The 23,733-nt window shown below is 40.3% G+C and carries 23 protein-coding genes and 1 pseudogene; 21 read left to right on the plus strand and 3 right to left on the minus strand.

The annotated features are described in order from the left end of the window. The first annotated feature begins 26 nt into the window (after positions 1-26). Positions 27-1,568 carry an alanine/glycine:cation symporter family protein gene (locus H8S54_RS12745; RefSeq protein ID WP_021925066.1) on the plus strand — a complete coding sequence of 514 codons (1,542 nt, stop codon included), beginning with the start codon at positions 27-29 and terminating at the stop codon, positions 1,566-1,568. On the opposite strand, the pseudogene H8S54_RS12750 reads toward H8S54_RS12745, so the two are convergent. Then, positions 1,562-1,966 (minus strand): annotated as a pseudogene (locus tag H8S54_RS12750) (ABC transporter ATP-binding protein); the annotation flags it as partial. The gene H8S54_RS12745 and the pseudogene H8S54_RS12750 overlap by 7 nt on opposite strands. Positions 1,967-2,232: 266 nt before the next feature. On the opposite strand from H8S54_RS12750, the gene guaA reads away from it, so the two are divergent. Beyond that, complete coding sequence (guaA, locus tag H8S54_RS12755) at positions 2,233-3,810, plus strand: glutamine-hydrolyzing GMP synthase (protein WP_021925064.1); 1,578 nt, start codon at positions 2,233-2,235, stop codon at positions 3,808-3,810. 292 nt (positions 3,811-4,102) lie between these two features. On the opposite strand, the gene H8S54_RS12760 is transcribed toward guaA, so the two are convergent. Then, positions 4,103-4,633 (minus strand): helix-turn-helix domain-containing protein, encoded by a 531-nt coding sequence (locus H8S54_RS12760; protein ID WP_009247529.1) that lies wholly within the window; start codon positions 4,631-4,633, stop codon positions 4,103-4,105. Between the two features lie 448 nt (positions 4,634-5,081). Between H8S54_RS12760 and H8S54_RS12765 the strand changes: the two genes are divergently transcribed. The 8 genes from H8S54_RS12765 to H8S54_RS12800 all read left to right on the plus strand — a co-directional run bounded on the left by H8S54_RS12765 (position 5,082) and on the right by H8S54_RS12800 (position 12,310). Then, entirely contained in the window at positions 5,082-5,270 is a 189-nt protein-coding gene (locus H8S54_RS12765) for a helix-turn-helix domain-containing protein (RefSeq protein WP_009247528.1), read from the plus strand. Continuing rightward, positions 5,271-6,362, plus strand: a complete 1,092-nt coding sequence (locus H8S54_RS12770; RefSeq protein WP_009247527.1) for a site-specific integrase — start codon at positions 5,271-5,273, stop codon at positions 6,360-6,362. After that, on the plus strand, positions 6,352-6,687 hold the full coding sequence (locus tag H8S54_RS12775) for a plasmid mobilization protein (protein ID WP_009247526.1): 336 nt from the start codon (positions 6,352-6,354) through the stop codon (positions 6,685-6,687). The genes H8S54_RS12770 and H8S54_RS12775 overlap by 11 nt, the downstream gene beginning before the upstream one ends. Continuing rightward, positions 6,677-7,831, plus strand: a complete 1,155-nt coding sequence (locus tag H8S54_RS12780) for an AAA family ATPase (RefSeq protein WP_009247525.1) — start codon at positions 6,677-6,679, stop codon at positions 7,829-7,831. Before H8S54_RS12775 ends, H8S54_RS12780 begins: the two co-directional genes overlap by 11 nt. Positions 7,832-8,186: 355 nt before the next feature. Beyond that, entirely contained in the window at positions 8,187-9,326 is a 1,140-nt protein-coding gene (locus H8S54_RS12785; protein WP_019190307.1) for a plasmid recombination protein, read from the plus strand. A 26-nt stretch (positions 9,327-9,352) separates the two neighbouring features. After that, on the plus strand, positions 9,353-9,730 hold the full coding sequence (locus H8S54_RS12790) for a TnpV protein (RefSeq protein WP_009247523.1): 378 nt from the start codon (positions 9,353-9,355) through the stop codon (positions 9,728-9,730). 453 nt (positions 9,731-10,183) lie between these two features. Then, positions 10,184-11,728: an ATP-binding cassette domain-containing protein gene (locus tag H8S54_RS12795; protein WP_009247522.1), complete on the plus strand. Its 1,545-nt coding sequence runs from the start codon at positions 10,184-10,186 to the stop codon at positions 11,726-11,728. An 84-nt stretch (positions 11,729-11,812) separates the two neighbouring features. Next, positions 11,813-12,310 carry a nucleotidyltransferase domain-containing protein gene (locus tag H8S54_RS12800; RefSeq protein WP_009247521.1) on the plus strand — a complete coding sequence of 166 codons (498 nt, stop codon included), beginning with the start codon at positions 11,813-11,815 and terminating at the stop codon, positions 12,308-12,310. Between the two features lie 485 nt (positions 12,311-12,795). On the opposite strand, the gene H8S54_RS12805 is transcribed toward H8S54_RS12800, so the two are convergent. Continuing rightward, positions 12,796-13,323, minus strand: coding sequence for a helix-turn-helix domain-containing protein (locus H8S54_RS12805; protein WP_186901614.1), 528 nt, complete (start codon positions 13,321-13,323; stop codon positions 12,796-12,798). Between the two features lie 322 nt (positions 13,324-13,645). On the opposite strand from H8S54_RS12805, the gene H8S54_RS12810 reads away from it, so the two are divergent. The 11 genes from H8S54_RS12810 to H8S54_RS12860 all read left to right on the plus strand — a co-directional run bounded on the left by H8S54_RS12810 (position 13,646) and on the right by H8S54_RS12860 (position 23,676). After that, the gene (locus H8S54_RS12810; protein ID WP_117509452.1) at positions 13,646-13,825 is read left to right on the plus strand and encodes a MerR family transcriptional regulator; all 180 of its coding nucleotides are present in this window, start codon (positions 13,646-13,648) and stop codon (positions 13,823-13,825) included. Between the two features lie 20 nt (positions 13,826-13,845). Beyond that, complete coding sequence (locus tag H8S54_RS12815; protein ID WP_178601650.1) at positions 13,846-14,946, plus strand: site-specific integrase; 1,101 nt, start codon at positions 13,846-13,848, stop codon at positions 14,944-14,946. Further along, the gene (locus H8S54_RS12820; RefSeq protein ID WP_117509450.1) at positions 14,930-15,253 is read left to right on the plus strand and encodes a plasmid mobilization protein; all 324 of its coding nucleotides are present in this window, start codon (positions 14,930-14,932) and stop codon (positions 15,251-15,253) included. Before H8S54_RS12815 ends, H8S54_RS12820 begins: the two co-directional genes overlap by 17 nt. After that, positions 15,250-16,377, plus strand: a complete 1,128-nt coding sequence (locus tag H8S54_RS12825; RefSeq protein WP_186901615.1) for an AAA family ATPase — start codon at positions 15,250-15,252, stop codon at positions 16,375-16,377. Before H8S54_RS12820 ends, H8S54_RS12825 begins: the two co-directional genes overlap by 4 nt. A 100-nt stretch (positions 16,378-16,477) precedes the next feature. Beyond that, entirely contained in the window at positions 16,478-16,711 is a 234-nt protein-coding gene (locus tag H8S54_RS12830) for a complexin-2 (RefSeq protein ID WP_186901616.1), read from the plus strand. A 105-nt stretch (positions 16,712-16,816) separates the two neighbouring features. Then, positions 16,817-17,020: a hypothetical protein gene (locus H8S54_RS12835; RefSeq protein WP_330600185.1), complete on the plus strand. Its 204-nt coding sequence runs from the start codon at positions 16,817-16,819 to the stop codon at positions 17,018-17,020. Between the two features lie 170 nt (positions 17,021-17,190). Then, complete coding sequence (locus tag H8S54_RS12840; protein ID WP_186901620.1) at positions 17,191-18,483, plus strand: plasmid recombination protein; 1,293 nt, start codon at positions 17,191-17,193, stop codon at positions 18,481-18,483. 188 nt (positions 18,484-18,671) lie between these two features. Further along, positions 18,672-19,808, plus strand: a complete 1,137-nt coding sequence (locus H8S54_RS12845) for a class D beta-lactamase (RefSeq protein WP_186901618.1) — start codon at positions 18,672-18,674, stop codon at positions 19,806-19,808. Positions 19,809-20,244: 436 nt separating this feature from the next. Continuing rightward, positions 20,245-21,591 carry a reverse transcriptase domain-containing protein gene (locus H8S54_RS12850; RefSeq protein ID WP_186901619.1) on the plus strand — a complete coding sequence of 449 codons (1,347 nt, stop codon included), beginning with the start codon at positions 20,245-20,247 and terminating at the stop codon, positions 21,589-21,591. Between the two features lie 97 nt (positions 21,592-21,688). Then, a complete protein-coding gene (locus H8S54_RS12855; protein WP_117509444.1) occupies positions 21,689-22,813 on the plus strand; it encodes a DUF6602 domain-containing protein in 1,125 nt (374 codons plus the stop codon). A 449-nt stretch (positions 22,814-23,262) separates the two neighbouring features. Continuing rightward, on the plus strand, positions 23,263-23,676 hold the full coding sequence (locus H8S54_RS12860) for a hypothetical protein (protein WP_243176814.1): 414 nt from the start codon (positions 23,263-23,265) through the stop codon (positions 23,674-23,676). Positions 23,677-23,733 lie beyond the last annotated feature (57 nt).

Below are 23,733 nucleotides of genomic sequence, written 5' to 3' on the forward strand. Positions count from 1 at the left end.
CAGTTATAACAAGGGGAGGTATGAGTATGCAGGCTGTTTTTGAGGCAATCAATGGAGTATTTGGTTTCATAGGTCCGCTGTCGGATCTGCTGTGGGACTTTCCCACCAACTTTGAATGGTATCGGAATATTCCCATTCTGGGAAATATATCCCTGGCAATTATTGTACTTCTGGGATCCGGCATCTTTTTCACCATTAAGCTTGGATTTATCCAGGTGACACATTTCAAAAAGGGAATCCGTCTTCTCACAGAAAAGCGTTCCGTTCAAACGGGAATTACGCCGCTGGCAGCGTTTCTGCTAAGTGCAGCTATGCGAGTAGGCCCGGGAAACATTATCGGTGTTACAGGCGCCATTGCAGTAGGCGGCCCGGGAGCTCTTTTCTGGATGTGGATCTCCGCATTTTTCGGAATGGCGGTGGCTTATATGGAAGCAGTTCTGGCGCAGATTTTTAAAGAGAAAAAGGACGATGAATTTGTAGGCGGCCTTCCGTTCTACGGCAGAAAGCTCCTTGGAAACAGCGTTGGCATCGGCGTATTTTTGTCCATCCTTTATATCCTTTATGCGCTTTGCTGCCTGCCGGCACAGGGCTTTAATGTAGTTTCTTCCGTGGGCAGAATGGCGGAAATTCTCACAGGAAAAACCATTGCCGTGGACTCTTTATTCTACTATATAGCTGGTGCGGCAATCATCATTCTCACAGCGGTAATCGCATTTGGCGGAATCAAAAAAGTCTCCAAATGGACGGATATGATGGTTCCGGTAATGGCAGTTTTGTATATCCTCGTGGTATTTGTTTTGATCATTTTGAACATTGGACAGATCCCATATTTCTTTACTTCAGTATTCGGCGGTGCGTTTAAACCACAGGCATTCTTTGGCGGTGCAATGGGAACGGTTCTGGCACAGGGCGTAAAGCGTGGCCTGATGTCGAACGAGGCAGGACAGGGAACCATCACCATGTCTGCTGCAGCAGCGGATGCGAAGCACCCATGTGAGCAGGGAATTCTGGCTTCTCTGGGCGTTTTCCTGGATACTATAGTGATCTGTACCCTTACCGGATTTGTGGTTGTTATGGCTCATTGCTGGACTGGAGAAGGCGCTGAGGCATGGGCGGCACTTGATAAACTTCCGAAATTTACAGAGTCCATTGCAGTGCTGACACCGGGAACATCCATGAATGCGATCATGACATTTTTGGTAACATTGTGCTTCGGATTGTTTGCATTTACCTGTCTTCTGGGTATGATCAGCTTCTCCGAAATTGCAGCCAACCGAATCCGCAAAGATGCAGTTTGCATTAATATTGTCCGCTGTATTGCTCTGTTTGTTGCGGCATTTGGAATCCTCTGCAACCTTGCCGGACTGGAGCTTGGAAACCTGTGGGCGTTCTCTGATCTGGGAAATATTTTGATCGTATATTTCAACGTTCCTATTGTTTTCGTTGGTGCGAAATGTGTATTCAAGGCGACGAAGCATTATAAGAAAAATGACGGCACTCCGTTTGATTCCAGCGTAGTTGGAAGAAACGACTGTGTATATTGGGATGAAAAGAAAGGGGCTCATTGAGCCCCTTTATACTTCCAGTTTTCTGCCTGAAGCTGCAGATTGATCATATGTTTATAGATACCATTCTGAGCTTTCAGTTCCTCTGGCGTACCGCTTTCCGCAACCACGCCGTCCTTTAAAACTACGATTTTATCTACGCCATCAACCGTTCTCATTCGATGTGCAATGATCATAACGGTCTTATTTTGGATTAGTTTGGAAAGGGCTTCCTGGATCAAAGATTCGTTGTCAACATCCAGGGAAGCAGTGGCTTCATACATAAGAATAATAGGCGCATCCTTCAAAGCCTGCAGGACTTCCTGGTCTGTGGCGTCTGGTTTTCCAATCCGGACATTGTCCAGAATGGACATTTTCAGAAGCCTGCTGTCCTGAAAAACGTAGGAAATCTGGTTCATCAGCTCACTGCTGGCAATCCCATTGAAATATTAGAATAAACTAACAATGGTTTCAACTACATAACAACATAATGGATCCTTTTAGCAATGAAATTAGTGGAGAATTATGATCAGGAAAGAAAGGGCGAAAAATTTGTATGGCAAAATAAATTAGCCGTTGTAAAAGTTGCCGTACTCATTTATAATGGAAAGAAGATTCAAGGTTACTGTTTGCATAGTGAGCAGTAACGATTCCAAAGAGACTTTATAAGGAAAACAGGAGGAAGACCTTGAAGAAAGAATTAGTTATTGTCATTGATTTTGGCGGTCAGTACAATCAGCTGGTTGCAAGACGTGTCAGGGAGTGCAATGTATATTGCGAGATCTATTCCTACAAGACCGATCTTGCGAAGATCAAAGCAATGAATCCAAAGGGAATCATTCTCACCGGCGGACCGAACAGCTGCTACAAGGCTGATTCACCTACTTACCAGAGAGAACTGTTTGAGCTTGGCATTCCGGTACTTGGACTTTGCTACGGCGCACAGCTTATGATGCATGTGCTTGGCGGCAAGGTTGAGAAAGCAGATGTCAGCGAGTATGGCAAGACAGAGCTTCTGGTTGATAAAAAAGAATCCAGAATTTTCAAAGGCGTATCAGAGAAAACAATTGTATGGATGAGCCATACAGACTATATTTCCAAACAGGCACCGGGATTTGAGATTGCTGCACATACAGCGGATTGTCCAGTAGCCGTAGCTGAAAATGAGGCGCAGAAGCTGTATGCCATTCAGTTCCATCCGGAGGTTCTTCACACAGTAGAGGGAAAGACCATGCTTTCCAACTTCGTACTGGGCGTATGTGAATGTGCCGGAGACTGGAAAATGGATGCTTTTGTGGAGCATACCATCAAAGAGATCCGCGAGAAAGTAGGAGACGGCAAGGTTCTTCTTGCACTGTCAGGCGGCGTGGATTCCTCTGTGGCAGCAGGACTTCTTTCCAGAGCAATCGGAAAGCAGCTGACCTGCGTATTCGTAGATCACGGTCTTCTTCGTAAAGACGAGGGTGATGAGGTAGAGGGCGTATTTGGACCAAATGGACAGTTCGACCTGAATTTTATCCGCGTTAATGCACAGCAGAGATACTACGATAAGCTTGCCGGAGTTACTGAGCCGGAAGCAAAGCGTAAGATCATCGGTGAGGAATTTATCCGTATTTTCGAGGAAGAAGCGAAGAAAATCGGAGCCGTTGATTTCCTTGCACAGGGAACCATTTATCCGGACGTTGTAGAGAGCGGTCTTGGCGGAGAATCCGCAGTGATCAAGTCTCACCACAACGTAGGAGGACTTCCGGATTTCGTAGATTTCAAAGAAATCATCGAGCCCCTTCGCGATCTTTTCAAGGATGAGGTCCGCAAGGCAGGATTAGAGCTTGGAATCCCGGAGAAGCTGGTATTCCGTCAGCCATTCCCAGGCCCGGGACTTGGAATCCGTATCATCGGCGAAGTTACCGCCGAGAAAGTACGAATCGTACAGGACGCAGATTTTATCTACCGCGAAGAAATCGACAAAGCCGCCGAAGCCTACAAGGCCGAGACTGGCAAAGAACCATCCTGGATGCCCAACCAGTACTTCGCAGCCCTTACCAATATGCGAAGCGTAGGCGTTATGGGTGATTTCAGAACCTACGATTATGCAGTAGCACTTCGTGCCGTAAAGACCATCGACTTCATGACTGCAGAAGCATCAGAGGTTCCGTATGAGGTGCTGAACAGGGTAATGAACCGTATTATAAATGAAGTAAAAGGTGTAAACCGCGTATTCTATGATCTGACGAGTAAGCCACCGGGTACGATTGAATTTGAATAAATCGAGTTGCTTAAAAAAGCCAGTGTTTATGCGGGTTTCAGCGATTTCGATTAGTCTTTTGATAACAAATTGATAACAGTCATAGCAAGTGCCATTATTCTTGTTATCCAGTGGTTTATGGGTAACGGAACAATTAACAGGTGGCTTGCAGACTAAAGTTCGGAGCTTGGCTCTGAACAAATTCCATATTATAAACTAAGCCCTTAGCTGTGGTTAATAACCATAGTTAAGGGCTTTTTTGTCGTTGCCAAAGCATCTGTAGGGAGCTGCCAGTGGCAGGTCCTGTAGGTGCTTATTTATCTTTCAAGTGGTCTTTGAATGCTTCCACGAGAGCGTCACTTAATTCCTGTGATGGAACTTTTGCCCAACGCTGTGTGGTGTCGAACTCTGGATAATGGTAACGCCAGTTATCGTATTCTTCTCTGTTGATTTCTTCGGAAGATAGCTTGTCTGCCTGTTCTTTCCAAGCATACAGCATTTTGAGGAGTTCATATGCTTCTCTGCCTTTGTCCTTGTTGACCTTTAAGCATACCTCTCCGTCTGCTTCACTGACAGTAAGACCGTAAATATCTTCAAGGGTAAACAGAGTGTGCATAAGACCGATATAGCTGTCTATGTCAGGAACATCAAGAGCCTGTGGAGAAACATCAAGCACCTGTGCCAATGCATTTGTAAGGTCTGCTTTCGGTTTGCGTGTACCAGTTTCGTACTGTGCCAAACGCACATCAGCACTCTTTTCTGGAAAACCGATTGCTGTACCGAGATACTTTTGTGTCATACCACGCATTAGTCTGAAAAAATGTATTCTTTCGCTGATAGCCATAATGATACGCTCCTTTTATATTTAGTGAAATAAGTATAGCAGAAATGTTTAGTGGAAGTCAAGAAAAACCGAAACAAAAATGTTTAATATTTTCTTTGCAACCACTTGACAATAGCAAATATGTTTAGTAAAATAAATTACGAATTAAACAAATATGCTTAATGCGACAACTGAATGACCGTCCGAAAAGCCAAACCGCCAAGACCTCGTCGGAGCAAGTTCCGTATCGTTCGCTTGTGTGCAAGCACAAAAGCTCATTCGCTGCACTGCTCCTCCTCTTCCCCAAAAGTCTCCGACTTTTCGGGAACCCCTATACGAGCGAGCGCCTGATGTACTGCGGTGCATTGGGACAGCACAGCGCCTGCCGACAAGCAGGAGTGCCTGTTGGAACTTTAACACGGAGAAAGCGGCAAGCAAAAAATTATTTTAAGAAAGGAAGAAAAAGGATATGGAAAACAGATTTATCCGAGCCGAAGATGTGGCTCAGGAACTAAACGTATCAAAACCTTATGCATATAAACTCATCAGACAATTAAATGAGGAATTGAAAGCAAAGGGCTTTATTACGATTGCAGGGCGTGTAAATCGCCAGTATTTTTACGAAAGGCTCTACGGAGCAGGAAAGGGGGAAATGTAAATGCCGGTATTTAAGAATGAAGATAACGGTACTTGGTATGTGATGGCAAGGTATGTGAACTGGAAAGGGGAACGCAAGCAGAAATGCAAGCGTGGCTTTGCTACCAAACGAGAAGCACAGGAATGGGAAAGAATGTTCAAATTGCAGACTTCTTCAGACCTTGATATGAGTTTTGAAGCCTTTACGGAGCTTTATATCAATGATGTGAAGAACCGTTTGAAGGAAAACACGTGGCTTACCAAAGAGCATATCATACGCACAAAGATACTTCCGTATTTCGGGAAACTGAAAATCAGCGAGATTTCCACAAAGGAGATTATTACTTGGCAGAATGAAATGCTTGCCTATCGTGATGAGAAGAAAAAGCCTTATTCACAGACGTATCTGAAAACGCTGCACAATCAGTTGTCCGCCATTTTCAATCACGCTGTCCGCTACTATGAACTGCGTTCCAATCCTGCGGCAAAGGTGGGAAATATGGGACGTGAGGAACACAAGGAAATGCTGTTCTGGACAAAGGAAGAATACAAGAAATTCTCTTTTGAGATGATGGACAAGCCTGTTTCCTTTTATGCGTTTGAAATGCTTTACTGGTGCGGTATCCGAGAGGGCGAGCTGTTAGCTTTGACTCCGGCAGATTTCAACTTTGATAAGGAAACAGTCACAATCAATAAATCCTATCAGCGTTTGAAAGGGCAGGATGTGATTACTTCTCCGAAAACGAAAAAGAGCAACCGCACGATTAAAATGCCGAAGTTTCTGTGTGAGGAAATGAAAGAATATCTCGGTATGCTTTACGGATTGAAGAAGAAAGACCGTATCTTTACGGTGACGAAAAGCTATCTTCATCACGAGATGGACAGAGGGGCAAAGGCGGCAGGCGTGAAGCGTATCCGCATTCACGATCTCCGTCACAGCCACATTTCACTCTTGATTGATATGGGCTTTTCTGCGGTGGCGATTGCTGACCGAGTTGGTCACGAAAGTATTGATATTACTTATCAGTACGCACACCTCTTTCCGTCAAAGCAGATTGAGATGGCAGAAAAATTAGATGATTTAGGGAAAGGAGATTTTGAAAATGTCAGCTAAGAACAGAGATAACAAAAATCGTTGGAGGAATATCACAGTAGGGTTTCGAGTATCGCCCGAAGAAAACGAACTCATTAACAGAGCTGTAGCTCTATCAGGATTGCCAAAACAGGAGTATTGTTACCGCCGTTGCTTAAATCAGGATGTGGTGGTACAGGGCAATCCGAGAGTGTATAAGGCGTTGAAAACGGAATTTGCCACAGTCCTTGCGGAACTGAAAAGGATTGAAGCAGGAAAAGGTGTGGATGATGAACTGCTGAGTGTAATAGAACTGATTTCCATTATTCTCGGCGGTTTGAAAGGAGAGGATGCGAATGGAGAATAAAAAAGAAATGACTATTCCAAATGTATCTGCGGCAACAGATGCGGAACAGTCACTTTCCAAATGTACTGACAATAGTATAGTCAATCAGGATACGGATTTCAAGGGGTACGAGCAATCTTTTGAAGAAATGCAAAGGGAAATACTCAGACAGTTAGACCCTTCCTATCTGAAAACAGTATCAATGACAACGCTGTATGATACGGTGTTTGAGGTTCAGACACCACTTATCGACGGTCTGCTCCAAAGGGGAACTTACCTTTTCGTAGGTTCCCCGAAAGTGGGAAAGAGCTTTATGATGGCACAGCTTGCCTATCATATCAGCACAGGCACACCGCTTTGGGAGTATAAGGTGCGTAAGGCAACGGTGCTTTATTTTGCCCTTGAAGATGATTACCCACGTTTGCAGAAGCGATTGTTTCAGATGTTCGGTGCAAAGGAGACAGGCAATCTGTATTTCGCAACGGAATGTAAAACGGTCAATGGCGGACTGGAAGAACAGATAAGAGGGTTTATGAGGGAACACCCAGACACAGGCTTGATTATCATAGACACCTTAAAGCGTGTGCGTGAAGCAGGCGGAGCAGATTACAGCTACGCAAGTGATTATGATGTTGTGGCAAGGCTGAAAGCGTTGGCAGACAGTTACAAGGTTTCAATGCTTATTGTTCATCATACACGCAAACAAAAATCGGAAGATATATTCGATATGATTTCAGGCACGAATGGTCTGATGGGTGCGGCAGACGGTGCATTTGTTCTCAGTAAGGACAAGCGTACTTCCAACAATGCCACACTTGATGTTGCTGGCAGAGACCAGCAGGATATGAAAATCCATCTTGTAAGGGACAGCGAGCGATTGGTGTGGAACTTTGCAAAATCGGAAACGGAGATGTGGAAAGAACCGCCCGAACCTCTGCTTGAGAAGATAGCGGATACGCTCTTTTCGGAAAGTGACAGATGGGAAGGAACTGCTTCGGAACTTTGCGAAAGGCTTGCGGTGGATATAAAGCCGAATGTACTTTCTTTAAGGCTCAGTATCAACGCAAGCAGGCTGTTTCGTGATTACGGTATCCGTTATCAGAACAGCCGCACACACGACGGAAGAAAGGTTTCACTTTGGAAAGAAACCGAGCAGACGGCGTGACAAACGGTGTCAAAGGTGTCAATGTTTTTGAGAGCAGCACGCTGTGAAAAACATTGTCACCATCGTCACACTTTGACACCGGATAAAGTTTAGGGGAGTGTGCAGAGAGTGCCTTTTCAAAGGCGGCTCTTTGGTCTCGCCTGCTGGCTCGGTCGGTTCGCAGGCGTGTGTGCCACCGGCACACGCTCACCCCTCGGAGAGCCTTCGGAGAACGCAAAACCTGTTTACAGGTCGCATTTTTGATGGGTGTACCCGTCAAAAGTGCTTTTGCGTTACTTTTGACAAAAGTAACAAAACCTGAGAATGTTGAAATTTACAGATGGGAGATGAAAAAATGCAGAGAACGATAAGTGCAATGGTCGGTAAAGGCTCGGTCAATCACAATAGCCGAAAGTTCCGAGCAGAAAATGTAGACGGAACTCGTACTCATCTCAATATCGACTACTGCAATGAAAATATAAAGACAGTTTATCACGAATTGTTTGATGAAGCATTGGAAAGATACAATGCCAAGCAGATAAGGTCAGACCGAAAGATAAAAGATTATTATGAAAAAATCCGAAGTTCCAAGCAGGAAAAACCGTTCCACGAAATCATTTTACAGGTGGGCGGTAAGGGAAATATGAACGCCGATACGGAAAACGGAGAACTGGCAAAGCAGATTTTAGATGAATACTATCAGGGTTTTCAGGAGCGAAATCCACAGCTTCGGGTGTTCTCGGCTCATCTGCATATGGATGAAGCTACACCACATCTGCACATAGATTTTGTACCTTTTACCACAGGCAGCAAGCGTGGACTTGATACAAGAGTGTCACTAAAGCAGGCTCTTGCAACGCAAGGTTTTAAGGGCGGCAGTCGTGGCGATACGGAGTGGTCGCAATGGATACAGTCCGAAAAAGAACAGCTTGCGGCGGTGATGGAACGTTATGGGATTGAGTGGGAACATTTAGGCACACACGAAAAACATCTTTCTGTTTTGGATTATAAAAAGCAGGAAAGAGAAAAAGAAGTGGCGGCATTAGGTGCGAAAATCGAGCAGAAACAGATTGAATTTGATGTGTTGTCGGAACGAGTATTGAACTATGATAAGGCAAAAGACGAGCTGTCAAATCTTGAAATAGAGCTTGATACTGCACCGAAATATCAGTTGCCAGAACCAGAGAAATTTATGACTGCAAAGGCATATAAAACCAAAATGGCAGAGCCGGTTGTAAGGAAATTGAAGCAACTTGTCAAAACGGTGCTTGCCCGCTGCTTTGAGGGGTGGGACAACTATCATAGGCTGAATACAGCGAATGCACAGTTATACCGCACCAATCAGCGTTTGGAGAAAGTCAATGAAAGATTGACCGAAGAAAACAAAATCCTAAAAGCAGAAAATAAAGATTACAGCCTGCTCCGTAAGGTTTTTGGTCGCAAACAGATAGATGATTTGTTGGAGCAGGCAAGAACAGTTAAAGGTCGCAAGCGTGATAATACACGATCACGATAGACAAAAATCACAGGAGGAAAAGGAAAATGACAAAGACAATTTTTGAAGAAATGGGCGGAACTTATAGACAGGTGGGTGATTATTTATTGCCGAACATCACAGTACCAGCCGAAGAAGAAATAGAGCCGATTGGTTTATGGGGGAAACGACATGCAAGGCATTTAAAGGAACACTATAAAGTGTTATATATGAACCTGCTGACAAGCGGAAAGCTGCATAGTTATCTTGCAGAAGTCGATAAGCAAGCAGAGGATATGTTTCTTCGACTGGTAAAGGAATATGCCGACAGACAAGATGTGACGGAACAATTAAAGAAAGATAATCCCTACGAATGGATTGGAAGAATGAATAATATTCAGGCTTGTGTGAGGGAAGTTGTAGGAACGGAGTTGATTTACACATAAGCGTTTTACGGTATGGTGCTCCTGCGTTTGCTGGAGTGCTGTGGTTGTGGTTGTAAAGAGGTTGTGAAAGATTGAATTTCGTAATGGTTGGATGTATAATTAGGAAGTGAAAATTTTAATTTGCACTTCCATAAGGTGAAATGTATTGACACAAAAAATACAGTATGATAGTATTGCCATTAGAAGAAAGAAAGGCACATTTTGTGTAAGGTGAGGAAATGATTAATAGATAATTTGATTTAAGTAAGACACATATAGTTATTGAGCCTGTAGAGAATAGGTTTGTTTTGTGTACGCTTAAGTTGGATTATCGCAAGAGGCATTTCCTTTGTTTTCCTTTTGGAAAAGAAATAAGGGTCTATTTAGCGAGTCTATTTTTGCGTATGCAAAAAAGACTCGTTTTTGTGTGTTCAAAATAATAATTGGCTCAGACTTCGAAAAGGAGAAACTTTAATGTTGCAGATAAAAAAATTAAATTTAACACATAAAAAAGACCTGAGAATAATTCTTAATGATTTCAACCTTGTGCTAAATGATGGAGATAAGGCAGTTATTATTGGAGAAGAGGGAAATGGGAAATCGACATTAATGAAGTGGATATACAATCCGTCGCTTGTAGAAAACTATATAGAAGCAGATGGGGAAAGGATAATGGGACACGAACGTCTTGGTTATCTTCCGCAGGAGATGCTCGATGAAGATAAGGAAAAAACAATATACGAATATTTTTCTGAAGAGGAAATATTCTGGGAGAAAACGCCTAAAGAATTGTCTGTTATTGCGGGAAAATTTGGAATGAAAAATGATTTTTTCTACAGTAACCAGACAATGGGTAGTCTTTCAGGAGGCGAAAAAGTCAAGACACAACTTATGAGGCTTTTCATTCGCGATGTTTCTGTGCTGTTGTTGGACGAACCTTCCAATGACATCGACATTGCGACGCTTACATTACTGGAAAAAATCATAAATGACTGGAAGCACATTGTGCTTTTTATTTCACACGATGAAACGCTGATAGAGCGTACTGCCAACATGGTGATACATATCGAGCAGATTATACGAAAAACAAAGGCGAGATATACCGTGGCAAAGCTTCCCTATAGACGCTATGTGGAAGAACGGCTTCATAAATTTGAAATCCAAAAACAGCGGGCACTGAGTGACCGTAGGGAGAAAAAGATTCGCGATGAAAAATATCAAAGAGTTATGCAGAGTGTACAAGGTGCATTAAGAAGTTGTACCAGACAAGCACCGTCTGTTGCCAAAAACTTAAAGGACAAAATGCATACGGTTAAGGCAATGGAACGAAGATTTGAAAAAGAAGATGAAAATATGACTCAGATGCCGGAACAGGAAGAAGCAATCTTTGTCAAATTAGGGGATGAAAACTCACACATTCCCGCAGGAAAAACGGTCATAGAATATGAACTTTCAAAGCTTGTGACTCCGGATGGCAAAAGAATTTTAGCAGAAGGAATTCATTTAAAAATAAAAGGTTCAGAAAAAATCTGTATGATAGGAGCCAACGGGGCAGGAAAAACGACTCTTCTAAAAAAGATAGCGGAAGAACTCCTAAATCGGAATGACATTAAAGCAGAATATATGCCTCAAACTTATGAAGACCTGCTGGATTTGGATGTTACACCGGTTGATTACCTTGATAAAACAGGAGATAAAGAAGAGCGTACAAGAATTAGAACATACCTTGGTTCACTTAAATACACACCAGATGAAATGGAGCATCCGATTCGGGAGTTATCAGGCGGACAAAAGGCGAAAGTGCTTCTCTTGAGGATGAGCTTAAGTGGTGCAAATGTTCTTATTCTGGATGAACCGACAAGAAATTTTTCACCATTGTCCGGTCCGGTAATAAGAAAAATGCTCCGAGAATTTCCGGGGGCTGTCATTAGCATTTCTCACGATAGAAAGTATATTGAAGAGGTGTGCGATAAAATATATCAGCTAAATCCTAATGGATTACAGCTAATTGGTGATTGATAACAAAAAGGATGAAAGACTGACAAATTTCAGGCTTTTAGTGAGTTGGAAAGCATACAAAGATTTGAATTTGGAGGATAGATTATGGTACGTACAGAAGATGCATGTGAAATTATAAAATATGCTTTGCAAAACGAAATTAAAGTATATTTAGATGGCGGATGGGGTGTTGATGCACTTCTTAAAAGAGAATCAAGAATACACAATGATATTGATTTGTTTGTTGAACTGAAACATTATCATGATTATATTTATGTGATTAAGCAGCATGGATTTGAGGAAGTAAATACTGATTATACAACGGATGGTCATACTGTCTGGAAAGATGATAAACAAAGAATCATTGATTTACATTGTTTTGAATTTACAGATGACGGAATTGTTTATGAGGGAGATATATTTCCATCAAAAACTTTTTCCGGTATTGGAAAAGTTGGAGATATAACTGTTTCTTGTATTGAACCATTGAGTCAGGTAATGCTTCATTTGGGATATGAACACGATAAAAATGATGTGCATGATGTGATGCTGTTGTGTGAAACATTTCAAATAGCAATACCAGATGAATATAAGGAAAAGTAAAATTTCAGTTTTGTGTTGAATCTCTAAGCAAAATAGCTTATAATTTGACATGCTACATATAGTTATTATCCACAGTTATCGAGTAGGTGTTATCAATGCCGATAACAAAATGATAACATTAGCTCGTATAGGCAGGATAATATGGATATATCAAATAATCAAAAGAACGAGAAACATTACAGAGAATAATTCCTAAACAAAAAGCGTTAGTCTTTGTAGAGTTTGAGTGATGAAATGGACTTTAAGAACCTAGTATTTATGCGGGCTGCAAGCGAATTTGTTTAAGCGGTGGCAACGATTTGGCAACATTTAGAGTATCACTCACTAAATAATAGAATACTTCAATAACAGAAAACCTTACTGATTTTCAGAAATAAAGCTGAAAGTCGGTAAGGTTTTTTGTGTTGGCAATGAGCTGGGCGAAAGACGGCAAGCGTTAGCTTGGTGGATTTCATCCAGCGAATGCTCATCATCGAGGTTGAAAATTAGTCGGATTCGGGTTTCAAGTCCTGTAAGATAAGGTCGCTGAGTTCTTGTGAGGGAATGACCTTTCTCCATTGTTTTGAGGTGTCTAATTCAGGATATTTGTACCGCCACTGGTCGTATTCTTCTGCGGTTATCTCGCCTTGTTCCAGACGGGCAGCCTGTTCCTGCCATGCATGGAACATATCAAACATAGTGGTGTAGGTTGTTCCGGCAGATTTATCTAACCGCAGACACACTTCTCCGTCAATCTCTCCGATTTTTAAGCCATACATATCTTCCAACGCAAAAAGCGTGTGCATAAGTCCGATATAACTATCTATTTCCGGCACAGTGATTGCACGAGGACTTACATCGAGGAGATGTGCCATTTCTTTTACAAGGTCTTGTTTCGGTGTTCTGGATTCTGATTCGTATTGTGCCATACGGACATCAGAGGTCTTTCCTAGAAAACCGAGGAGTTCGCCTAACTGTTTCTGTGTCATGCCTTTCCGGTTGCGAAAAAAGCGGATTCTTTTGCCGATTGCCATAATAAAACCTCCGATACTAAACATTTCTGTTGAAGTTAGTATAACATGATGAAATAGGAATAGCAAGCGGAACTTAAATGAAAAAAGTTAAGATTTTTCTGCAAACCACTTGACTTAACGGAATTTATTTAGTATCACAAAACACAACTTAAACAAAAAGAGTTAAAAATTGAATGACCGTCCAAACCGAACAAACGCCATGACCTTTAAAAAAGAAGCGAGCGTCCCTTGTGTAGAGGGACTGGCACAGCGCCGAAAAGGGTTGCCTGTCAGAACGGGAAGGAGAGAACGGCAGGAATTTTAGGGAAAGGAGAGGATATAGATGGCAGAAAAATCATTTATGACGGTGGAAGAAGTGGCAACAGAATTAAGGGTATCAAAGTCCAAAGCCTATCAGGTTGTAAGGGAATTGAACACAGAATTGCAGAAACAAGGGTATATGACAGTAGCGGGGCGTGTAAATACTACTTTCTTTCATAAGAAGGTCTGTTACAGTGATTAAGTTGGAAGGAGATGATGGAAATGGCTGTATATAAAGACAATGCTACGGGAACGTGGAGGGTAATTTATCGTTTCACGAATTGGAAAGGGGAACGGAAACAGACACAGAAACGTGGGTTTGCAACAAAAAGAGAAGCACAAGCCTGGGAACATGAGGTTATGCTGAAACAGAACTCCAAACTGGATATGACATTTGCCAGCTTTTTTGAACTTTATGAAGCAGATAAAAAGCAGCGTGTCAAGGAAAGTACATGGGAATCTAAAAGCCATGTAATACGCACAAAGATTTTACCTTATTTTGGAAATCGGAAGATTGCAGAGATTGAAGCAAAAGACATTATTGCATGGCAGAATGAACTCATGGCGTATCAGGATGAGAAAGGTAAGCCCTATTCAGCAGATTATCTGAAGACAATACACGCACAGCTTACAGCAATTTTTAACCATGCTGTAAACTTTTATAATCTGCCTTACAATCCGGCAAGACGGGCTGGCACAATGGGAAATGAAATTCCAAAGGAGATGGACTTCTGGACAAAAGAGGAATATCTGAAATTTTCAGAAGCCATGATGGATAAGCCACGTTCCTTTTATGCTTTTGAAATGCTTTACTGGTGCGGTATCCGTTCCGGTGAGCTGTTGGCTCTTACTGCTGCTGATTTTGATTTCCAGAAGCAGACGGTCACGATCAGCAAGACGTACCACCGTTCCAAAGGGCGTGATATTATTACAAGCCCTAAAACAGCGAAAAGCAACCGTACCGTAAAAATGCCCCCGTTTCTCTGCGAAGAAATGCAGGAGTATATCAAAATGTTCTATGACATCAAGCCAGATGAACGGCTGTTTACGGTTACAAAATCTTATCTCAACCATGAGATGGAGCGAGGTGCAAAACAAGCGGGAGTGAAAAAGATTCGGGTGCATGATATTCGGCATAGCCATGTATCGCTGCTGATAAATATGGGATTTTCAGTGCTGGCGATTGGTGAACGGGTAGGACACGAAGCAGAAAAAATCACTTACAGGTATGCACATTTATTTCCAACTGTTCAGACAGAAATGGCAGAAAAGCTGGAAATGGAGCGAATGGAAAAGGAGAACAGCAATGGAAAGAAGTCTTGATTATAAAGGGCGTTGGAGAAATCATACCGTAGCATTTCGGGTATCGGATGAAGAAGCGAAGCTGCTTAATGATTTGGTAGCATTGTCTGGTTTGACAAAGCAGGAATATATCATAAGACGACTGACGTGCAGGGACGTAGTTGTACAGGGAAATCCGAGAGTTTATAAGGCATTAAAAAATCAGATGGCAGCTATTCATGAGGAATTAAAGCGGCTGGAAACAGTAAGCCCGGATAATGATGAACTGCTCTATACGTTACAGGTAATTGCAATTACGTTAGAGGGATTGAAAGGAGAAGATGAATGATGGAAAAAATGAAAACGACTGCTCCCGTATCATCTGTTGGCGCAGATGGGGTGCAGCCGAATGTAAAAAATCACAATGAAATTATAGCAAATTCACAGGAACAAATCAATCAGCAAGCCACCAAAAACCCAGAGAAATCCGGGAATGACGGACTGCATACCATGTCCATGCCGGAATTGTATGACACTGTTTTTGTGCCGAGGGTACCGATTGTAGACGGTTTTCTCTATGGCGGCACATATCTCTTTGTAGGTGCGCCAAAGGTAGGAAAATCATTCTTCATGGCACAACTTGCCTATCATGTGGCAATGGGGATTCCGTTGTGGGATTATCCGGTGCGGAAAGGAACGGTGCTGTATCTGGCATTGGAAGATGATTATGCAAGACTTCAACGTCGACTGTCTGGTATGTTTGGTATAGAGTGTGCAGATAATCTGTATTTTGCAACACAAGCAAAGACCTTGAATGAGGGATTAGACAGACAATTAGAAGGATTTTTGAAAGAGCGTAAGGACGCAAGGCTGATTATTATTGATACGCTCCAGAAAGTGCGTGAAGTTGGCGGGGACAGATACAGCTATTCTAGTGATTATGAGATTGTGACAAAGCTGAAATCATTCAGCGATAAATATGGTATCTGCCTGCTGGTGGTTCATCATACACGCAAGCTGGAATCGGAGGACAGCTTCGATATGATTTCCGGCACAAACGGACTGTTGGGTGCGGCAGATGGGGCGTTTATCATGCACAAAAAGAAACGGACAGACAATGAAGCAGTGATGGACATTGTGGGGCGTGACCAGCCGGATCAGAAACTGACTATAGAATTTGACAGGGAGCGTTGTGTATGGAAATTCAAGAAAGCAGAAACAGAGTTGTGGAAACAGCCACCGAACCCTCTTTTAGAAGCAATCAATGTGTTTCTGACAGACAGACAGGCGTGGGAGGGAACAGCGACAGAACTTGTAAATCAGCTGCCGGATATGCAGTTACAGGCGAATGTGCTTTCACGAAGATTGAATACCGTCAACAGCCAGTTATTCAATGACTATGGGATTTTCTATGATAATAAGCGGGGGCATGAAAGAAAAATCATTCTGAAACGCCTTGAAGCAAAGGAATAAAAGCGACGATATGCGTCGGTTGCGACGGTATTTTTGGTAGCGGACTGGTGTAGAAAATATCGACGCTATCGACGCAAACCGACGCAGAAAGGGTAAGAAGATGAAGAATGTACAGATTCCTTATGAATTGTTTATGTTGCTGCTCCGTTATCATCTGGTGGAGGATGATACCTGCTTGGAGGAAATCCGACAGGGGTTGGAGAAGAAACTGGATTCTTTGGTACAGCATGAACTATATGGAAAATATAAGACTGCTCTCACACAGGAAGAACGGGAAAAAGCCAGACAGGAATATCTGGACAGACGAGGAGTGCCGGACAGTTTCCGCTGGTAGTTTTTCTTGATGAGAATAGACAGGGGCGTGTCACGCCCCTGTGGTAGCAGACAAAGAGAAAGGTGTGATTGGATGATAATTCAGCCGGAGTGGGGAACTCGGAATGTGAATAAGTGTTTTTACGAAAGTGAAGCCCGGAGGATTGCTGACCTCAATGAAATCTTCGGAGAGGTAGAGCTGACAGAAGATGAACAGCGGATACTGATATGGCTTGCAGGGTGGGACGAATATACGATAGAAAATGTGCTGTCGGTTATCCGAAAAGCTATGGCGGCAGAAGCAAAACAGCTGGAAGCCACCCGTCCGTAGGACGGAAAAGCCTCCGGCAGGACGCAATGGCAGCTTTTGATGGACGGAACGGCTGTCAAAAGTGCTTTTGCGTTACTTTCGACGAAAGTAACAAAGCTATGTGCCGTATCCGGCACTGATTACCCCTAAAAAGGGAGAAGGGATAAAGATTGAAGCGAACAATTAGTTTTATGACAGGAAAAGGTTCTGTTAATCATAACAGCAGAAAATTCCATGCAAAAAATATAGATTCGGAAAGAAGTTATCTGAATGTAGAATACTGTAACGAAGATGTCAAAGACGTGTATCACGAATTGTTTGATGAAGCTCTTGTTCGATACAACGAGAAGCAGACCAGAAGTGACCGTAAGATTGATGATTATTATGATAAAATTTGTTTCGGCAAACAGGAGAAACCGTTCCATGAAATCATTCTGCAAATCGGAGATAAAGACAATATGGGAGCGACAACAGAAAACGGACAGCTTGCTGCAAAGGTGCTTGATGAATATATGAGAGATTTTCAAAGACGCAACCCTACGCTATGGATATTTTCTGCGTACTTGCACATGGATGAAGCGACACCGCATCTGCATATTGATTTTGTACCATATACGACAGGAAGCAAAAGAGGACTCGATACAAGAGTTTCTTTGAAACAGGCGTTATCGGCTCTTGGGTTTAAAGGAGGCACCAGAAGCGAAACAGAATTAAATCAATGGGTACAGCATGAGAAAAAACAGCTTGCGGAGATTATGTTGGAACATGGGATTGAATGGGAACAGAAAGGCACACATGAAAAGCATTTATCAGTTTTGGACTTTAAGAAAAAGGAACGGGCAAAGGAAGTTGCGGAGTTGGAAGCGAAAAAAGAAAGTCTGGAAGAACATAATGTTGCCATACTGGAAACCAGTGAAAAGTGGTTGGGAGAATTGGAAAATCTTGAACAGGAGATTCACTCCGCACAGGAAGTTCGTGAGAAAGCAGATAAAAAAGCAGAAGTGGCTAAGAAACAAGCGGCACGATATGAGAAAAAACTGGCGGAGATTGCTCCTATGGTAAAGGATATAGAACGATTTGCAGTTAAGTATTCGTATGATTCAGAGGAAGTGCTGCCGGAAGCAGGAACATTGGAAAGCGGAAAGTCTTATAGAGAGAAAAAAGCAAAGCCACTGATTGAAAAAATCATAACGATTCTGCGGTCTGTGTATCGGGAATATTTGAGTGTTTCTAACCGATTTGAAAAACTGCAAGATGCATATAACAGAGAGCAAGACAGAAATGAAAGGTTAAAGAACCGATTAGAAGAATCTTTGGGGGAAAATCGGGAACTTCGGACGATTGCAACGGATTTTGGTCGTGTAAGAGCAGTTATGGGGGCTGAACAGGTAAATGCGGTTATTGACCGAGCAAAGCAACAGGAACAGATAGAAGCTGAACAGAAACGGGCAGTAAGGAGAAAACACAGTAGAGAAGCTCGGTAATTGAAAGAGGGATGCTTAAAGCCCTCTTAACTGTCATGAAGTGAATCCTCGTCAGTTAGTCGAGAAAAGTGTAGCTATAAAGTTTACTCTTGATGGACTGACGGGGATTTGCTGGTTTTGCTTTAAAGTGAAATGACTGGGAGATATAATGAAAACAATTACTTTATGACTAGATATAGGAGGACAATATGAAACGGTCTTTAGGTATAATATGTGTTTTTTTAATTGTATTTTTATTGAGTGGATGCGGAAAATCGTCATTTGATGGTAGCAGAATAGGGAATGATAGCCAGTTTGTTATGAAGTATAAAATTTTTAATACTACGGATGAGCAATCATTGCTCTTAGAATCGGGAGCTACTATTAGGACGGAAGTTATAGTTGACAGTGGAAAATTGTCGATAAAAATTCAAAAAGATAGTGATACCCCGATTTATGAAAGAGATGATATAGTAACCTCTGAAAATTTTGATGTTGAAATTCAAGAGAGTGGAACATATAAGATTACAGTTATAGGAGAAAATACAAAAGGTGGTGTAAATTTTAAGAAAGTTGATGGAGAGAAAGCGGAACAGGAAGAAACACAACAAGGGATAAGTGAAAAGAAGATTGATTTAGGCGGGGCATTTCAGGAGATTAATGGCTGTGCGGTGATTTATTCGCCAGTACAAGAGGAATATTCATTTTTTAATGAAGATATGTGTCGGCAAGAAGTATCGCCCTATTCTACTTTTAAGATTATTTCAGCTTTATTAGGATTACAAAAAGGTGTTATTGTTGATGAATCGTCGACAATGGGGTATGACGGAACGGATTATGGAAATGCAGAATGGAATGGGGATTTAACATTAGAAGAAGCATTTGAGAAATCATGTATATGGTATTTTCGAGAAGTGATAGATTTAGTTGGTAGGGATAAAATGCAGGAAGAATTAAAGAATTTACAGTACGGGAATTGCGATATTTCGGAGTGGAATGGTAGCAATATCAATCCTTTGGAAAATCTAAATGGTTTTTGGTTAGATTCTTCGTTGAAAATTTCGCCGTTGGAACAAGTAGAAGTTTTGAGTAGGATATTTGAGGGACATAGTGATTACGATAGCAGAAATATAGAAATTTTGAAAAAAATAATGTTAGTGGATGAAAACGATTCCCAGAAAATTTATGGAAAAACAGGAAGTGGGAATGGAGAGGCATGGTTTGTTGGTTTTTCTGAATCAGATGGAGAACGGAAATACATTGCTATATATTTAAATGATAGTGAACATAGAAATCAGATTTCTGGAAATAAAGCTAAAGAAATGGCTTTGGAGATTCTGAAATAAATGGCTGTGCTTGTTGTGTTTTAGGAACATTGGAAACCTTGTTTTTCAAAGGATTATATTGCGTTATACTTCAAGAGTGTTTTGAGGGAGATAAATGACTGGTATATATTGACATAGGGGTAGTTATGAGTTATATTTAAAGTGCCTTATATATGAGATATAAGGGAAAGGAATTGTTGTCAATACCTGAAAGAGCTCTTTCAGATATGACTGGTGTTCTGGTTGCAAACTTATGAATAACCACATAAGAATGTTAATTAGAATCATCTCCTTCTTATCTATTCTAACATAGATATGTATTGAACGAATAATGGATAGCTGGCACCACATCAAAGCTGTCGAAAGACAAAATTGAATACCATGTTGAAAGAAGACCTATCAGTCAAGAGATGCTATCCCTCATGCTGGTAGGTCTTTCGCTAAATAGGAAGAGTGTATGGATTTATACGAATGGAAAACGAAAAATGCAAATGCAAGAAAATATGCGCATTTTGATGAAAAGGTTTCATTGGACAAAGTTTGGGATTATATCAGTGATCCGACTAACATTGTGAAACATGGATTTTATCCTTTTATACATTATAAAAAGAAATTTAATAAATTTACTAGGAAAGACGGAAGAGGTTATATAAAAGAAAAATCTAGGCACTTATGTTATTCTGCACATATTGATAGATATATATATTCTTATTATGGGTATCTTTTGAATCAAAAATATAATAAATACTTAGAAGAACGTAATATGAATTTGGTTGCGGTTGCATATAGAGATAATTTGCACAAAAATAATATTCATTTCGCAAAAAGAGCTTTTGATTGTATTAGAGAAACGAAAGAAAGTTTTGTAATAATAGGAGATTTTTCTCATTTTTTTGATTCTTTAGATCATGGCTATTTGAAAAAACGAATGTGTGATGTTTTAAAAGTTGATATGTTGTCATCGGATTTTTACGCAGTATTTAAAAATATAACAAAATATTCGATTTGGGAATTAACAGAGTTACTTAAACTAAATAATTTAACAGACACAGAAGAAGATATACAAAGTTTAAATTCTAAACGTAAAGTTTTATCTGAAAAAGATTTTAAAAAGCATAAGAAAGAATTTATTATTAGACATAAAGAAAACTATGGGATACCACAAGGGTCGGCAATTAGTGCGGTATTAGCAAATGTATATATGATAGTAGTAGATGAGCAAATGTATAATTTAGCGAACAAATACAAGGGTCTGTATATGCGATATAGTGATGATTTTATTATTATTCTGCCTGGAATATCAGAAGATGATTTTAGGGAGATATTGAATAGTATAATAGATGAAATTAAACAAATTCCAAATTTAATTTTACAACCAGATAAAACACAAATATATAAATATAGAGATACAACATTAAAAAGTTGTAATGCATTGTTTTTAAAGGATGTGTTAAATGGAAAAAATGAGATTGATTATTTAGGATTTACATTTGACGGTAAAGAGATAACAATTAGGGATAAAACTATTTCGAAATATTATTACAGATTATATCGGAAACTTAAAACTATAGTGAAAAATGAAGGCCATACTCCTTCGGGAAAAAGAATAAGCTGTAAAAATTTATATGAGAAGTATACTGTTAAAGGGGCGCATTTAAAAGATTCAAATGGACATATTAAAGGAAATTTCATATCGTATGTTCAGCGTGCTCAAAAAGTTTTTGGAGAAAATGAACCTATAGACAGAAAAACAAGAAGACATATGCTGAAAATTCGTAGGATATTGGATGAAATTTTTTTATAGATTTGTGGAGGATTTTCGGATATTTATAGATAAAAGATTAAAAAAATTTATTATATATGTGGGTTGATCAAACAAACTGTAAGATATGGGGGATGTTATGCTTAAAGATATATTAATGTCAGTGTCTAAAAAAATGCAAATTGATTTTGAGGGAATAACGAGTAAAATACAGCATAATGGAGAAAAAGGAACGGCAAGGGAAAATATACTTGAAGAGTATTTGAAATGTTATATACCTGAAAAATATTGTTTTTCGAAAGGTACGATTGTAGATTGTAAGGATGTACAAAGTAGACAGGTGGATATAATTATACATGATAAATTTTTGACACCATACCTCGTAGATATGGATGGTACTAAAATTGTGCCGATTGAAAGTGTTTATGGGGTTGTTGAAGTTAAATCGACGTTGACCAAAGAAGAATTGAGGAAGTGTGTTAAAAATATTGAGAGTGTGAGAAAACTTGAGAAAAAGACAACTTCAGGCTACTCTTTTCCGACAGCGGGGATGGTATTTGCGTATGATTCCGATGCTTCTCTAGAAGCGGTATATAAAAATCTCAATGAATTGTCGGAGGATGTAGAGGTTGATAAAAGGATAAGTTGTATATGCGTGTTAAATAAAGGGGTTATTTTACCAGTGAATAAAAATGGACTGACAAATGTATCATTATTACCAGATGAAAATACAGTATACGGAATATTTAATAACGCAAATGATGCACTGCTTTTATTCTATTTGATTTTGACTCAAATACTAAATAGTATAACGATATTTCCACCGGATATGGTTGCATATGCACAGAGTACAGCCATATTAGATACTTCTTTTTCAATACCGGCAGATTATGTGCCAGACGACGGAACAATTAGTGTTATGGATAACATGGTAAGAATGTCTGAAATAAAGACTTTAAAGGAGTATGGGACAAGAATGCTTAGTGGCAAATTAAAAAAAGAGGAGTTTCTTGAGCATGTGTTCGGTACATATATACCGTCATTAAAAATGATGCATGGTTCTTTGGATTTAGTACCAATGAATTCTACTTTAAATTATTTTGGAAAGTTAATGAATAACAAGGTGATAATAGACGCATATAAAATTTATGAGCGTGGTACAAAGATTACATTGGTTGAAAAGAAAATTCTTGATGATTTAGAAAATTTTATGTATGCTATATATGACAGCCATAGAGAGGAAATGCTAAAAAATAACAAGTAGTATAAAAATTGTAATTGTCTGTATGGCAACATTTTGGCAACAGAAAATCAGTAAGCCAGAATAAATGATTTAATTGAAGTAAAAAACGGTGTGTATTTGCATAAAACTTAAACTAATATAGTTAATAACAACAAAAAACACGCCGAGTTTGAGTAGCGGACTAAATTGCGAAAAAGCCCATAAATAAAGGTTTTGCGGGCTGTCTGGATGTTCCGGTGGAGTGCAAATGGAGTTAAAAAATCTTTTTTTTCTTTGTTTTCTTTCCGGAGTTATCTGAGATTTTCGCAAAAAGTAGCTATGCTCAGAAAATATAATTAGTGTGAATATGAAGAACAGTTTGTTTTGATGGAAATATTTTCCGTCAGGGCAGACTGTTTTTTTATACCCTTTTTTCAATGATATTAACTCCATGGTTCAGCGATATCCTGAAAGAACTGGAAGAGTTTTATATGCTGGAAAAAGAAACCGAAAAATCGGATGCTAGAAAAGTAGCTGTGCTGATGAAAGGATATCTGCAGTCGATGAAGTCAAATATTCGAGAAATCATTCGTTATATTGATGACACGACACTTGAAAAATCAAATGATAAAAAGAAAGATAAACAGGAATCTACGAGTACCATACCAGAGGAAGTGCAGGAATTTGTGAATCTGACAATTACAGAGCATATGGGGAAAGCATATTCAGAATGGAAGTTAAAGCAGGATAAAGAGCCAGTAAGTGAGATTGATAAGAAATACCAGAAATTACTGGAAACGTTATCCCCAGAACAGGAAGAAGTGATTACGGAATACTGTAATGTGCAAATTCTGCCCGAACGGTACGCCTATTCTGAAATTAGCGGTACATCCATTCTGATTTAGCGGTATGCGTTTTCTGCTCAAAGCGGTACGTTTTTCCTTTATTATTGTGATGTAACT

This window comes from Blautia segnis (genome assembly GCF_014287535.1).
Lineage (GTDB): Bacteria > Bacillota > Clostridia > Lachnospirales > Lachnospiraceae > Blautia_A > Blautia_A acetigignens.

Bases quoted from the DNA above. Each gene is read 5' to 3' on its own strand.
- H8S54_RS12745 (WP_021925066.1), top strand. From the start codon at position 27: ATGCAGGCTGTTTTTGAGGCAATCAATGGAGTATTTGGTTTCATAGGT.
- H8S54_RS12760 (WP_009247529.1), bottom strand. From the start codon at position 4,633: ATGGCTATCAGCGAAAGAATACATTTTTTCAGACTAATGCGTGGTATG.
- H8S54_RS12765 (WP_009247528.1), top strand. From the start codon at position 5,082: ATGGAAAACAGATTTATCCGAGCCGAAGATGTGGCTCAGGAACTAAAC.
- H8S54_RS12770 (WP_009247527.1), top strand. From the start codon at position 5,271: ATGCCGGTATTTAAGAATGAAGATAACGGTACTTGGTATGTGATGGCA.
- H8S54_RS12775 (WP_009247526.1), top strand. From the start codon at position 6,352: ATGTCAGCTAAGAACAGAGATAACAAAAATCGTTGGAGGAATATCACA.
- H8S54_RS12780 (WP_009247525.1), top strand. From the start codon at position 6,677: ATGGAGAATAAAAAAGAAATGACTATTCCAAATGTATCTGCGGCAACA.
- H8S54_RS12785 (WP_019190307.1), top strand. From the start codon at position 8,187: ATGGTCGGTAAAGGCTCGGTCAATCACAATAGCCGAAAGTTCCGAGCA.
- H8S54_RS12790 (WP_009247523.1), top strand. From the start codon at position 9,353: ATGACAAAGACAATTTTTGAAGAAATGGGCGGAACTTATAGACAGGTG.
- H8S54_RS12795 (WP_009247522.1), top strand. From the start codon at position 10,184: ATGTTGCAGATAAAAAAATTAAATTTAACACATAAAAAAGACCTGAGA.
- H8S54_RS12800 (WP_009247521.1), top strand. From the start codon at position 11,813: ATGGTACGTACAGAAGATGCATGTGAAATTATAAAATATGCTTTGCAA.
- H8S54_RS12805 (WP_186901614.1), bottom strand. From the start codon at position 13,323: ATGGCAATCGGCAAAAGAATCCGCTTTTTTCGCAACCGGAAAGGCATG.
- H8S54_RS12810 (WP_117509452.1), top strand. From the start codon at position 13,646: ATGGCAGAAAAATCATTTATGACGGTGGAAGAAGTGGCAACAGAATTA.
- H8S54_RS12815 (WP_178601650.1), top strand. From the start codon at position 13,846: ATGGCTGTATATAAAGACAATGCTACGGGAACGTGGAGGGTAATTTAT.
- H8S54_RS12820 (WP_117509450.1), top strand. From the start codon at position 14,930: ATGGAAAGAAGTCTTGATTATAAAGGGCGTTGGAGAAATCATACCGTA.
- H8S54_RS12825 (WP_186901615.1), top strand. From the start codon at position 15,250: ATGATGGAAAAAATGAAAACGACTGCTCCCGTATCATCTGTTGGCGCA.
- H8S54_RS12830 (WP_186901616.1), top strand. From the start codon at position 16,478: ATGAAGAATGTACAGATTCCTTATGAATTGTTTATGTTGCTGCTCCGT.
- H8S54_RS12840 (WP_186901620.1), top strand. From the start codon at position 17,191: ATGACAGGAAAAGGTTCTGTTAATCATAACAGCAGAAAATTCCATGCA.
- H8S54_RS12845 (WP_186901618.1), top strand. From the start codon at position 18,672: ATGAAACGGTCTTTAGGTATAATATGTGTTTTTTTAATTGTATTTTTA.
- H8S54_RS12850 (WP_186901619.1), top strand. From the start codon at position 20,245: ATGGATTTATACGAATGGAAAACGAAAAATGCAAATGCAAGAAAATAT.
- H8S54_RS12855 (WP_117509444.1), top strand. From the start codon at position 21,689: ATGCTTAAAGATATATTAATGTCAGTGTCTAAAAAAATGCAAATTGAT.
- H8S54_RS12860 (WP_243176814.1), top strand. From the start codon at position 23,263: ATGCTGGAAAAAGAAACCGAAAAATCGGATGCTAGAAAAGTAGCTGTG.